At 45.1% G+C, this 13,573-nt stretch carries 10 protein-coding genes, 1 pseudogene and 1 other annotated feature; of the genes and pseudogenes, 9 read left to right on the top strand and 2 right to left on the bottom strand.

Features of this window, described 5'->3' with window-relative positions; all coding sequences use genetic code 11:
- Nucleotides 1-345 precede the first annotated feature (345 nt).
- From thrS to rplT, 4 genes are all read left to right on the top strand, one after another.
- Nucleotides 346-2,283: a threonine--tRNA ligase gene (gene thrS / locus J2S00_RS02950; RefSeq protein ID WP_307335249.1), complete on the top strand. Its 1,938-nt coding sequence runs from the start codon at nt 346-348 to the stop codon at nt 2,281-2,283.
- A gap of 66 nt (nt 2,284-2,349) precedes the next feature.
- Nucleotides 2,350-2,473, top strand: a sequence feature (ribosomal protein L20 leader region).
- Nucleotides 2,474-3,037: a translation initiation factor IF-3 gene (gene infC, locus J2S00_RS02945; RefSeq protein WP_307336015.1), complete on the top strand. Its 564-nt coding sequence runs from the start codon at nt 2,474-2,476 to the stop codon at nt 3,035-3,037.
- A 16-nt stretch (nt 3,038-3,053) separates the two neighbouring features.
- Nucleotides 3,054-3,251, top strand: a complete 198-nt coding sequence (gene rpmI, locus J2S00_RS02940) for a 50S ribosomal protein L35 (protein WP_307335247.1) — start codon at nt 3,054-3,056, stop codon at nt 3,249-3,251.
- Nucleotides 3,252-3,361: 110 nt separating this feature from the next.
- Nucleotides 3,362-3,712 (top strand): 50S ribosomal protein L20, encoded by a 351-nt coding sequence (gene rplT / locus J2S00_RS02935; protein ID WP_307335245.1) that lies wholly within the window; start codon nt 3,362-3,364, stop codon nt 3,710-3,712.
- 155 nt (nt 3,713-3,867) lie between these two features.
- On the opposite strand, the gene J2S00_RS02930 is transcribed toward rplT, so the two are convergent.
- Nucleotides 3,868-4,614: an arginase family protein gene (locus J2S00_RS02930; RefSeq protein WP_307335243.1), complete on the bottom strand. Its 747-nt coding sequence runs from the start codon at nt 4,612-4,614 to the stop codon at nt 3,868-3,870.
- Between the two features lie 335 nt (nt 4,615-4,949).
- On the opposite strand from J2S00_RS02930, the gene J2S00_RS02925 reads away from it, so the two are divergent.
- The 4 genes from J2S00_RS02925 to nhaC all read left to right on the top strand — a co-directional run bounded on the left by J2S00_RS02925 (nt 4,950) and on the right by nhaC (nt 10,531).
- Nucleotides 4,950-6,050 carry a C45 family autoproteolytic acyltransferase/hydrolase gene (locus J2S00_RS02925; protein ID WP_307335242.1) on the top strand — a complete coding sequence of 367 codons (1,101 nt, stop codon included), beginning with the start codon at nt 4,950-4,952 and terminating at the stop codon, nt 6,048-6,050.
- A complete protein-coding gene (locus J2S00_RS02920; protein ID WP_307335240.1) occupies nt 6,037-7,581 on the top strand; it encodes a bifunctional GNAT family N-acetyltransferase/carbon-nitrogen hydrolase family protein in 1,545 nt (514 codons plus the stop codon). Before J2S00_RS02925 ends, J2S00_RS02920 begins: the two co-directional genes overlap by 14 nt.
- 92 nt (nt 7,582-7,673) lie before the next feature.
- Complete coding sequence (locus J2S00_RS02915; RefSeq protein WP_307335239.1) at nt 7,674-9,059, top strand: aminotransferase family protein; 1,386 nt, start codon at nt 7,674-7,676, stop codon at nt 9,057-9,059.
- Between the two features lie 20 nt (nt 9,060-9,079).
- Entirely contained in the window at nt 9,080-10,531 is a 1,452-nt protein-coding gene (gene nhaC, locus J2S00_RS02910; RefSeq protein WP_307335237.1) for a Na+/H+ antiporter NhaC, read from the top strand.
- 125 nt (nt 10,532-10,656) lie between these two features.
- Here nhaC and J2S00_RS02905 read toward each other — a convergent pair whose 3' ends face one another.
- Complete coding sequence (locus J2S00_RS02905) at nt 10,657-12,789, bottom strand: sigma 54-interacting transcriptional regulator (protein WP_307335235.1); 2,133 nt, start codon at nt 12,787-12,789, stop codon at nt 10,657-10,659.
- Between the two features lie 188 nt (nt 12,790-12,977).
- Here J2S00_RS02905 and J2S00_RS02900 point away from each other — a divergent pair.
- Nucleotides 12,978-13,573, top strand: a pseudogene (locus tag J2S00_RS02900) (DDE-type integrase/transposase/recombinase); the annotation flags it as partial.

Below are 13,573 nucleotides of genomic sequence, written 5' to 3'. Positions count from 1 at the left end.
TGAATCATTCTCCCCTCTCTTGCCAGAGAATGGAGCCACGGCTGGAAGCTCCTAAGAGAACAGAATGGTTTACCCCCTCCGGAGCTGCTGTGGAGAAATGACCTAAGTGGGTCAGAGTAACTGCAGCCGGGCCATCCCGTTATGATGAAGAGCATGAAACACAGCCTTAGTAAAGATTTGGCAGATCAGCGGTCAGTCGTACATAAGCTGGGCTTGTTTCATGGAATTAGGGTGGAACCACGACCAGCACTCGTCCCTTTGAGAGGGGGCGAGTTTTTTGTTTGCACCCGGATTTGTGGTCATAGCGGATCAAGTCTAACAAATTAAAGTGAGGAGTGAAGGGTAGTGTCTGCAGTATCTGTCGTTTTGCCAGATGGTGCACAAAAGGAAGTGGAACAGGGCAGCACCATTGAAGATGTGGCTGCTGCGATCAGCCCTGGTTTAAAAAAGAAGGCCATTGCCGGCAAAGTGAACGGCAAGCTGGTTGATCTGTACACCCCAGTTCAAGAGGGGGATCAAGTTGAAGTTGTTACCGTTGACTCTGAAGAGGGATTGGAAGTCTTGCGGCACAGCACGGCTCACCTGATGGCTCAAGCAGTGAAGCGCCTCTACGGATCCGACAGGGTTAAACTGGGTGTCGGTCCTGTGATTGACAACGGTTTTTACTATGATATGGATCTCCCAGAATCTCTCTCACAGGATGATTTTGCCAAAATTGAAGCCGAAATGAAGAAAATTGTACAGGAAGACCTCCCTGTCAAGCGGCGCGTCGTGTCCCGGGAAGAAGCTTTGCGTTTGTATGAACAGATTGGCGATCAGTATAAGCTGGAGCTGATCCGGGATCTTCCCGAGGATGAGGAAATCACTATTTACGAGCAAGGGGAATTTTTTGACCTGTGCCGGGGACCGCACGTGCCTTCTACCGGCAAGTTGAAGGTTTTTAAGCTGTTAAGTGTTTCGGGCGCTTACTGGCGTGGAGATGCCGATAATCCCATGCTGCAGCGGGTTTATGGCACGGCCTGGCCTAAACAAACACAATTGGAAGAGTACCTTAAACAACTTGAAGAGGCTAAAGAACGGGATCACCGTAAATTAGGTAAACAGTTGAAGATTTTTACCATGTCCCAGGAAGTAGGACAAGGGTTGCCCTTATGGCTGCCTAATGGTGCCACGGTTCGGCGCATTATTGAACGTTATATTGTGGACTTGGAAGAAAAATGGGGTTACAAGCATGTCTACACTCCCCACCTGGCCAATGTGGAGTTGTACAAGATTTCAGGCCATTGGGATCACTATCAAGAAGATATGTATCCGCCGATGCAGATGGACCATGAGGAATTGGTGTTAAGACCAATGAACTGTCCTCATCACATGATGGTGTACAAAGAGGAGTTACGCAGTTATCGTCAATTGCCGTTGCGCATTGCCGAACTGGGAACCATGCACCGCTACGAAATGTCAGGAGCTTTGACGGGCTTGCAGCGGGTTCGCTCCATGACTCTGAACGATGCCCACATTTTCTGCCGTCCCGACCAGATCAAATCTGAGTTTACCCGGGTCGTTCAGCTCATGAACCAGGTTTATGCTGACTTTGGCATAAAGGACTATTATTTCCGCCTTTCCTACCGTGATCCGGAAAACAAAGAAAAATATGTTCAGAATGATGAAATGTGGGAAAAGGCACAAAAAATGCTGAAAGAAGCAATGGACGAGCTGGGTTATGAGTATGTGGAGGCTGAAGGGGAAGCTGCGTTTTACGGCCCCAAATTAGATGTTCAGGTACGCACAGCTTTAGGAAAAGATGAAACATTATCCACCATTCAGCTTGACTTCCATCTCCCCAACCGGTTTGAACTGGAGTATATCGGTGAGGATGGCCAGCCTCATCGCCCTGTGGTGATTCACCGTGGGGTGGTCGGTACAATGGAGCGTTTTGTGGCCTTTCTGCTGGAGTATTATAAAGGGGCCTTCCCCTTGTGGCTGGCTCCCGTACAGGCTAAACTGTTACCTATTGCTTCTTTCCACGTGGACTATGCTGAAAAAGTGGCAGAGCAATTAAGGGAAGCAGGCATCCGCACTGAAGTGGACGCCCGGGACGAAAAGATCGGCTATAAAATCAGGGAAGCCCAGCTGCAAAAGATTCCCTACATGTTTGTGATCGGTGACAGGGAAATTGAAAACAAAACGTTGGCTGTTCGCAAGCGTGCCGAAGGGGACATTGGTGCCCGCCCTGTTGAAGAAGTGATTGACATGCTGGCGGACGAGATTAAGAACAAAAGATAGACCAGCCAAAAACCTTGACAGGTGCCAGGCAAACATGGTAATATCTCATTTGTAACGATATATGGACACAACAAGCAGAAGCGACCCGCTTCTCACCTGATCGACTGGAAATGTTGGCAGGTTCATGAACGACCGATTAGCGTTGAGAAGATTAAATGCGGGTGACTTGTACCCGCATTTTTTAATGGGCATGGAGCAAGCTGTTTGGTCCTTGAATCTTGATGGAGGTGTGAGGGTTATTAGCAAGGAACATTTAGTGAATGAGAACATTCGCGCGCGTGAAGTGCGTCTCATTGACGTGGATGGGAATCAAGTGGGGATTGTACCAATTAAAAAAGCACTGCAAATGGCTCAGGACGCCAACCTTGATCTGGTAAATGTCGCGCCTCAGGCCAAGCCCCCTGTCTGCCGGATTATGGATTACGGCAAATATAAATTTGAACAACAAAAACGGGAGCGGGAAGCGCGTAAAAAACAAAAGGTGATCAATGTTAAAGAGGTACGCTTTAGCCCCAATATTGAAGAACACGATTACAACACCAAAATGCGCAATGTACAAAAGTTCTTGAGTAAAGGGGATAAAGTGAAGTGTACGATCCGCTTTCGCGGACGTCAAATTACCCATGCGGAACTGGGACGCGAGCTGTTGGAGCGCCTGGCTGAAGATATTGCCGATGTGGGGGTTGTTGAGAAAAAGCCTTCCATGGATGGCCGCAACATGATTATGTTCTTGGCCCCCAAGACTGAGAAATAAGAAGGAGGATTTTATCATGCCAAAAATGAAAACCAAACGTGCCGCTGCCAAGCGTTTTAAAAGAACCGGAACGGGTAAACTGAAGCGTTCCCACGCTTATACCAGCCACCTTTTTGCCAGTAAAACACAGAAGCGCAAGCGCCAGCTGCGCAAACCTGCCCTGGTTAGCAAAGGTGACTACAAACGGTTGAAAGATGTGCTTTACAACCTGTAGGAGAGCGGCGTTGATCAATCTTATTCACTTTAATATAAGTCACAAAGCATATACGTCAGAACCCGTGATTCGTATATAAGACTTGAGTGTAATTAAGGAGGGAATGGACGATGCCAAGAGTAAAAGGTGGATATACTACCCGTCGTCGTCGTAAAAAGATCTTAAAATTAGCCAAAGGTTACTTCGGTTCCAAACACCGTTTATTTAGAACAGCTAACCAACAAGTGATGAAATCTTTAATGTATGCTTACCGTGACCGTCGCCAAAGAAAGCGTGACTTCCGCAAATTGTGGATTACGCGTATCAATGCGGCGGCTCGCCAACACGGTTTGTCTTACAGCCGCTTTATGCATGGACTGAAGCAGGCTGGCATTGACATTAACCGCAAAATGCTGGCTGACCTTGCCGTAAACGACAAGGAAGCCTTTGCCCAACTGGTCAGCAAGGCCAAAGGAGAGTAAAAACAACCATAATCCCTTTAGAGGTGTTAACAGCGCAACCTGAATGATCATCGGGTTGCGCTATTTGTCTTTTAATCGGTTCAGTTCTTTTTTGAACTCAACCAACTCTATTTTTCATCTCCAGAGTGCGCTGGTCAATTTAAAAAATAGATTGCTTAGAAGCTGGAGGCGATGTCCATGATGGCTTGATTGGCTCGTTCATTTTTGCGTACCGCCTGTGTATAGGCCATATCACCCAGTGGGTTATAGGGCAGTTCGCCGCAAACATCGATACCCAAGATCTGTTTGTAACGACTGATCGTTTCCAGCATCTCGAGCAAGGAAGATAAGCTCATATTCCCCTGGTCCCAATTGGTTGCAGCAAAAGCCGGATCCAAAACATCTTTGTCAATGCTGATATAAACTTTATCTGTTTTAATCCACTGTAGTATTTTGGCTTCAGAACTCTTAAAGAGGTTAGCGGTAGACACGACACGCACTCGGTTAAAATATTGAGGTGGGATAAAGGTGCTGTACTTAGGATGTAGGCCGATAATGACTACTCGTTGCAATAGCGGAAGTTGAGACAGTGCTTTGCTTACCCATGAGCCACAAGATAGGAGAGGGTAGGGGCGGCCAGTATCCGGGTGATGGTCAAACAAAACAAGGTCACAGGGCTCTTTCATGTTTTGCAGGAAAAGGTATGTGACATAATGATAATTGCCGCTACCGATAAATGTCAGACAGGACTGATTTTCTAGGTCCATACGTTTAGCGATCTCTGCTAATGTTTCTTGTGGACAATACATGTTGGTTTGTGTAAGGTCACTTAAGTCAATCCAACGATGCTTGTTTTGTAGAAGATGAGGTTGATCGTGATACGTACCATCAAAGTTTAATACGGTCACATCAAACCTCATCATCACTCACGCTCCCTTTGGTGAGATTTGAACACTGAAGCCTATATAAAGTCTTTGGTATCTAATAAGATTAATCGTCAAAATAGAGTGATTTTTGAGGGAAGTAATTTAAAAGAGGACAGGAAGACTAACCCCTGTCATTTATCTATGTAAAAAGATGGAAGTGTGATGTTATTCATAGTCGCATAACTTATGAATTTTTGCATAATTTATTCGGTCAGGGAGGGGTTCATCTCCTCTTTTTTCTTTTATTGCCGTGGTGAATTAAGTTGGCACAAAAAATGCAAGTAACTCACAAAAAACAAATTAAACATGATCAGAAAGGACGTTTATTAATTATGATTAAGCGTTTGGAATTAAAAGGAACTCCACGGGAAATCGGGGAGAAGCATGGGCGTGAAGGAGCCAAACAAATTCAGCAAAGTCTGCAAACATATGAAAAACTGTTTTACGGCTATCACCGTATCAGTTGGCAGGAAGCAAGAGCGCGAGCCCTTGCTCATCTCGCTGCCATTGAAAAATATGACCGGCAGTTACTGGAGGAAATGGAAGGAGTGGCCATTGGGGCAGGTGTTGATTTTGAAGACATTTTAGCGCTCAATGCACGCAGTGAAATTGCGCTGACAGGAAGAAAAGATTTAAGTTTTGCAGATGGATGTACAGCGGTTGCCGTCACACCGCCTGCTGCTGATCAAACGCTGCTCGGTCAGAATTGGGACTGGAAATCCAGCCAGAAAGAGAGTCTGTTGTTGCTTCACATCAAGCAAGAAGGAAAGCCGGACATTACCATGGTCACGGAAGGGGGGATCATAGGCAAGATCGGCTGCAATTCGGCGGGGATTGGTGTGTGTTTAAATGCACTTATCACTGACAAAAAATCTGAACAAGTTCCCATTCACCTAGGATTAAGGGCTGTGTTAAATTCCTGGTCATTGCATGAAGCAATAGCCAACATTAAAGGCGGACAAATGGCCTCTGCTGCAAACTTCCTTATCGCTATCGATGAAGGCGGCGGAAAAACAATGGCAGCCAACATCGAAGTCTCACCTTTCGGCATTGAAGTGATAACAAACCCTGACGGAACACTTGTCCATACCAATCACATTTGCACACCCACTTTAAAACAACATCTGGCCGATCTGAATGAATTTAAGCACGAAGATTCCCTGATTCGTAAAAGCCGTGCCGAGCAGCTCATTCGCATGACTCTGACAAACAAAGACAGGATTGATGAGGAATGTTTTAAAGTTTGGTTTTCTGATCTGTTCAATTATCCCAACTCAATCAATCACTATGCCAATGAACGAGCCCCTGAGCACCGCCGTACACAAACTGTTTTTTCCATTATCATGAATCTCACCAAGAAGAGAATGCTGCTTTGTGTCGGTAACCCAGCTATAGACCGCTATAAGGAGGTATCACAGCATGACGGAAATTGACTTGTCCAGGCTTGAGAAAAAAATCATTGTCCGCAATATGAGACTTGACGATGTGGACGAGATTGTGGAGCTTGCTAACTTAGCCTATGGCATTCCGGGTGTAGCGTTTAGAAAAGAGCAATATGAAAGCCAGGTACGCATTTTTCCTGAAGGGCAGTTTTGTGTTGAGTATGATGGAAAAATTGTTGGTTCCTGTTCAAGCCTTATTGTTAATTTTGATGAATATGGCGAGGATCACACCTTAGCAGAAATCTCAGGGGATGGTTTTATTCGGAATCATAATCCCAACGGAATCAATTTATACGGAATTGAGGTGGTTGTCCACCCAGAGTACCGGCATATGAAAATCGGTCGTCGTCTTTATGAAGCACGCCGCAAACTTTGCCGGAAATTGAACTTGAAAAGCATTGTGTTTGGCGGGCGTATGCCCAATTACCATAAGTATGCCGATAAATTGACACCAGAGGAATATGTGGAACAAGTGATAAAGAAAAAAATATATGACCCTGTGATCACCTTTCAACTGATGAACGGCTTTGTATTTAGAAAAGTGATGCCCAACTACTTGCCTGCTGACCATGAATCTTGTCAAAATGCGACCTTGATGGAATGGCATAATGAGGACTATCTGCCACGGTCAACCTATCAAGCAGGAAATTACAGACGTTCTTTGCCGGTGCGCATTTCCAGTGTCCAATACCTCATGAAGCCGGTCAGTTCGTTTGATGAATTTGCAATACAATGTGAATATCATATTCGCGCCGCTTCTCATATTCGCTCTGATTTTATAGTCTTTCCTGAGGGGTTTACCATGCAATTAGCTTCCTGTTCGCAGGAAAAAAATTGGAGCAAGCAAGTTGAGAGACTTTCGGAGCATACGGCGGCATATATCGCATTATTCTCAGAACTGGCCGTGAAGTTTAGTGTCAATATTATCGGGGGTTCCCATTATCTTTTAGAAAAAGATTCCCTTTATAATGTGGCTTTTCTTTTCCGGCGCGACGGTACAATTGACAAACAATACAAACTGCATATCCCGTCAGCTGAACGCAAATGGCAGGGGGTTCAAGGTGGAGATGATGCCCGTGTATTTGATACGGATTGCGGTAAAATAGCGATTTTAATCGGTTATGATATTCACTTTCCAGAGTTGGGCCGTATCGCTGCTGAACAAGGAGCGCAAATGATCTTCACTCCTTTTGCTGCCGATAATCAGCAAAGTTATTGGCGTATACGCTACTGTGCTCAGGCACGGGCCATAGAAAATCAAGTATTTGTTGTCACATCAGCAGCCGTGGGGAATCTCAACTACATTCCTCAGGTGCAAGAACAATACGGGCAATCTGGCATTTATTCACCGTGTGATTTTTCCTTTCCCAGCACAGGTATTGTCGCAGAATGTGAGCCCAATACAAAAACAATGGTCACAGGGGAAGTGGATTTGGAGATACTGCGCCGTAACCGTGAAATCGGCTCCGTCACACCGTTAAAAGACCGGCGGATACAAATTTATGAAGTTTATACCAGGTGAGAAAAAAAGTGGCGGGAGATTTGTCTGGCCGGTTACAAGGAAATTTTTTCATCTTTCTACACTTCATTTTTTATTAAGGAGGTCTTTTTCATATGACTGACCAATTTTCCCTTAAACAAACGATATACCAAGAATTGGTTGAATGGGACAAAAAGTATTTTCTTCATCCCACAACAGTGCCAAAAACGCATGTGGAACAAGGGCCGAAACTAATTTTCTCCGAGGGAAATGGGATATACGTCACTGATATCAGGGGTGAGTCATATATCGACGGCATCTCTATGCTTTGGAATGTTAATTTGGGGCATGGCCAAAAAGAACTGGCTGAGGCCGCCAAAGAACAAATGTCCAAATTAGCCTTTAGCTCATCGTTTGTCAGTTATTCCAATGAGCCCGCAATCCGGTTGGCTGAAAAGCTTGTTTCACTCTCCCCCGGTGATTTAAATGCAGTCTTCTATACTTCAGGCGGATCAGAATCAAATGATACCGCTTTTAAACTGGCCCGGTTCTATTGGCAGTTAAAAGGAAAACCTGAAAAAACAAAAATCATTGCCTTAGAACGCAGTTATCACGGTGTCACCATCGCTGCCCAGACGGCGACGAACGTGCCAGCCTTCCATGAGTTCTCAGGTTCACAGATTTCTGGTGTTTTCCACGCCAAGCCCCATTTGACCCATTGTGAATTAGGGGAGAGAAGCGATCCCAACTATGAGGGATGTATTCGGTATATTGTGGAAAAGGAAGGCGCTGATACCATTGCCGCTGTCATTTTGGAACCCGTTCAAGGTTCGGGTGGTGTTTATATTCCTCCGGAAGGATATTTACAAGCTGTGTGCAAACTGTGTGATGAATACAATATTCTCTTCATTGCCGATGAAGTGATATGCGGTTTTGGACGCACCGGGACCATGTTTGGTGTCGAACACTGGGGCGTTGTTCCTGATCTGATGACATTTGCCAAAGGTGTCACCAGTGGCTATGCCCAATTAGGAGGGGTGCTGATCAAGCAAAGCATCAGGGATACGCTAGTCGAGTATGATGATGTTCTGGCCCACGGGTTTACCTACAGCGGCCATTCTACCGCCTGTGCAGTGGGTTTAAAAAACATTGAGATTCTTGAACGCGAGCAGATTGTGCAGAATGTAAAAAATATGGAGCAGGAGCTGAAAAAAGGGTTGAAATATTTGGAAGATAAACACACTATTGTTGCCAAATCTAGGGTCATTGGTTTGTTGGCTGGTTTTGAGCTTTTTGCCGACAGGGACAGCGAGACACCTTTTGATCCAACTGTCAAGGCCGCGGTGAAAGTTGTTGAAGAATGTTTCAACCGCAAGCTGATCCTCAGAGCACTGCGTGCAAATGAAGGCCACAATATCATCGCCATTTCCCCGCCGCTGACGATTAACAAAGATGAAATCGAAACCATGATTCAGATCATAGATGATTCGATCGCTGCCTGCAAACAGGATTTGATGTGAAGGAAGGGAGGAATCATGTCATGAACGAGAAGGGAAGTAGTGAAAGGGTAAAAAAGCCGTCCATAGGGATGGCGTTGGTTCCTGTTCTATTTATGATTGTATCCCTTGCCGTTGGTATCGCAGTTTATGATGCCGATCCGCATGTTCCGCTCTTGTTAAGCACTATCGTGGCAGCCATTATAGCTGTGAGACTGGGTCACAGCTGGAAGTCCATTGAAGCAAGCATGATCAAAACCATCGGCTTAGCTCTTCAAGCGGTCCTTATCCTCATGATTATCGGGAGCATCATAGGGTCATGGATAGCCGGAGGAATCGTTCCCACCATGATCTATTACGGACTGGAGATTGTTTCTCCCGTATACTATCTGTTGGCTGCTTGTGTGATTAGTTGTGTGGTCAGTTTGGCAGCTGGCAATGCATGGTCTGCTGCCGGGACGATCGGCATCGCATTGATGGGCATTGGGCAAGGTTTGGGGATTCCCTTACCCATGGTGGCTGGAGCGATCATCTCTGGAGTCTATTTTGGGGACAAGATGTCCCCCCTTTCCGAGACAACCAATTTAGCACCAGCCGTGGTGGGAGTAGAACTCTTTGATCATATCCGCAACATGGTCTATACAACGGTTCCGGCTCTGGTAATAGCCCTCCTGTTGTACTGGTTTCTTGGCTTTAAGTATTTCGGACAAGGTTCAGATTTATCTAACGTGGCCTTGATTCAGGGTGTTCTCTCAGAAGAATTTGTCATATCGCCATTCTTGTTAATTCCCCCCTTGTTGGTTGTGGCCATGCTTGTTTTCAAAATTCCGGCCATTCCCGGTTTAATGGCGGGTTCGATTGTTGGTGCCCTTTGTGCTGTCTTCGTTCAGGGAATCCCCGTGGAAGAAGCGATTGCCGCCATGCACACCGGTTTCACGATACAGACAGGACTTGATATGACAGATGAGCTGTTAAATCAGGGTGGAATAGAGAGCATGATGAGCACCATTGCGCTCGTGCTGATTGCCATGTCATTCGGCGGGGTTCTGGAGAAAGCCAAGATATTAGAAGTGATTGTGAAGTTTGTGTTAAGAGGGGTGCGAAAGACGGGTAGTTTAATCGCTTCCACAGTAGCCACTTGTTTTGCATCCAATTGCGTTGGCTGTGAACAGTATATGTCCCTTGTCATTCCAGGGCGCATGTATTTAAATGAGTATAAACAGAGAGGGCTGCACCCGAAGGTGCTTTCCCGTACGTTAGAAGACGCCGGGACGATGACCTCTCCTCTCATTCCTTGGACCACATGTGGAATGTTTATGTTTGCCGTGCTTGGTGTCCACGCTTTTGCCTATGCACCTTATGCTTTTCTGGCCTACATTAGTCCGCTGATTGCTCTTGTTTACGGCTATTTGAATATTAAAATTGACCGGCTTCCAGCAGGGGCTGAAGAAGGAACGGTGCTGGCCGACAGTAATGAGCTGGTTCAGGCGAAATAAATGACATGCAACATCTCCCCTTTGGGATGAACACAATCCTGTCACATCCAAAGGGGGTTAGACAATATTCCTACTTTCCAAACGTTACAAGTGTAGCATGACCGTGGAATGTGATCGTCTGCTCTTTATTCACCGCTTCTTTCAACAAAGCTTTTTTCCAATATTTTTTGGTACTTACGGCTGACGGAAGATTGGCTTATCCCCAGCACTTTTGCTGCTTTTGTTGTCGTTTTATATAATTTCATGGCCTGCGTAATTAGTTGTTCTTCAACCGCGTCGAACGCTTCTTTGAGAGGCATAATATTGGTAATGACGGGCTTAACATTAACTGCGGACTCGTTCAGTTTCAACACCTGACTGACGACTTCTGCGTCAATTTCTTCATCGTCAGCAGTAACGACAAGTCTTTCAATAATGTTTTGTAATTCACGTATATTTCCGGGCCAGGTGTATGCTTCCAACAAATTGAGGGCGTCCGGCGTCAGGTGATAATAGGTATGATACCGCTTATTTAACTGGCGTAAAAAGTGAAATGCCAACAGCGGAATATCCTCAAGGCGTTCTCTGAGAGGCGGCACGTAAATTGGAATCACATTCAGTCTGTAAAACAGATCTTCACGGAACTTGCCTTTGGCTACCAACGCTTTTAAATCGGTGTTAGTAGCGGCAATAATTTGAACGTCTACTGGATAAGTTTCCGTACTTCCAATGGGAGTAACTTCCCGCTCTTGCAAAACGCGCAACAATTTCACCTGCAGGTGTAAAGGCAGCTCCCCAATTTCATCCAGGAATAAGACCCCTTGGTCAGCTTGCTTGAAATAGCCATCCTTTCCTTTGGGGTCTGCACCCGTAAACGCTCCCTTGACATAGCCGAATAACTCACTCTCCAATAACGTCTCGGGGATGGCGCCGCAGTTTATTTTTAAAAACGGCTTTTCTTTTCGTGGGCCAAGCTGATGGATGACCTGGGCAATCACTTCTTTGCCGACCCCTGATTCCCCTTGGATAAGGACAGTAGATGAAAATTTTGCGACTTTCTGAACCTGTGCGACAACTTCCTCCATCTTTTTACTACAGTAGATCAGCTTTTTGTTTAACTGTTCTCTCATTTTCATCTGCTCTAATTCCCGCTTGTAGCGGGCAGAAAGCTTTTTCATCTCACGCAGTTCACTGCGCAAGCGTGTCGTCTCTGTAATATCCCGTGAAGCAATGATGATGCGTTCGATATTTCCGTTGTCATCAATGATTGGATTACCGACAGCCAGCACCTTTTTCCCGCTTGGTGTTTCCTGAACGACTGACACCCGTTCCTTTTTCTCCATTACAGCCTTTGTTACGGAGGGAGCCAACAACCCCTTGTTTTCAAGATCAATAATATTTTTTCCAATGAGTTTGCCGCTCAAGTTAGCGTCCCTAAACCGGGGAATGAGGCTGTCGCTGTGACGGAGAATAGTCCCTTTTGCATCGACGACTAAAATTTCATCATAAATGCTTGACAACACGGCGTTCAGATCTTTATTAATGCTCTTAACCGCCTCCAGTTCCATAGCCATTTGTTCTACCGCAGGCAAATCCTGAACAATAATAATTAAACCTTCCACATCTTTACCGTTATTAATAATGGGACTGTAGTCGACAAGAATGCCAAAATCGTTTGTGATATGGATCTGGTTTAAGATCGGTTCGCCAGTTAAGAAGACTTTGTTCAAATGCTTAGCATCAAAGATCATGTCTGCGGGTTTATTCGACACTTGCGCAGCTGAGGCACGAATCATCTTCAGCCCCGTTTCATTATAATTAACAATTGTGCCCCGGCTGTCTATGATAAATATTCCCATTGGGATAGAGGCAAGCAACACTCTTAAAAAGTTTGTTTCACGATTTTCTTGTTTAAACAATTCCAAAAGTAAATCTTCCCGCAACACGTAACCGGTTATCTTACCCCGTTCATCTTTGAATAAGGCCAATTCTTTGCCTAGTGTTTGGAATAAAGCCGGGAAATGAAGTGTCTCAGTCAGAATATACAGTTCTGCAATGGAACGTGCATGTTTCTTTAGTTGATTGACTGTAATCCGGGATTCTTCCACAAGTGAAACTGGCAAGTCTTTTAAATGTACGTAGGCAACAATGGTTCCTTTTTCCTCTAGAAAAATTAAAGGTTCTTTTATATTTGGCCTTTGACCCTGCCAATCAATCTCTGGTTGATCCAAGGATAGTTTCACAATTGGGCGGATAATGCCTGGTGGTATGGGAAACAATGTGTTGTCACTCCCTTCCCTCCAATATTGTCTCACTGTTATATATTTTTTTAATTTAAACTAAGTTTGGGAATATGATATACTGCGGCAAAAAGTTTGTAAATATAGCGCAATCACTCAGTTAAAATATTACCGAAAGGATTTTTGATCACTCACATCTAAATCTTACTGAGGGGATTGATGTTAGAATGTCATTAGCTACACGTAAAGAGTATATGTTTAACATGCGAGAACGCTATTTAAAAGCGAAAACACGAAAGGAAAAATCTCAGATTCTAGATGAAGTGGTCAAGATGACAGGGTATCACCGCAAACATGCCCTTCAAGTCTTGAACAGTAAAACCACCTTGTTCCATCCTAAGGTCATCAAACGGGCAAACCCTAAACAATATCAACAGTCCATGCCTATCATTCAAAAAGTGTGGGAAGCCCTAGATTACCCGTGTGCCGAACGACTACACCCTGTCCTTTTGGCCACGGCAGAACATCTGGCTCGACATGGTGAACTGGTGCTTTCTGATCAAATCCGTGAAGAGTTGAGACGCATTAGCCGTGCCACACTCGCCCGACGAATTAAAATATGGCGTTCGCCTAAGCCCAAGAAGAAAACGTTCTCTCAATCCAAGGCGTTATCTCACTTGCGTTCACAAGTGCCAATAGAGACCTACCACTGGGATGAACAAAAGCCTGGTGCCCTTGAAATCGATCTGGTCGAACACAATGGAGGTTCAGCCATCGGTCACTTCGCCTACACATTAACGGTTGTGGATGTTGTCACAGGCTA

This window comes from Caldalkalibacillus uzonensis (assembly GCF_030814135.1).
In the GTDB taxonomy this organism is placed as follows: domain Bacteria; phylum Bacillota; class Bacilli; order Caldalkalibacillales; family Caldalkalibacillaceae; genus Caldalkalibacillus; species Caldalkalibacillus uzonensis.
The sequence above is the reverse complement of the archived record's forward strand: the minus strand, read 5'-3'. Positions and strand labels throughout refer to the sequence as shown.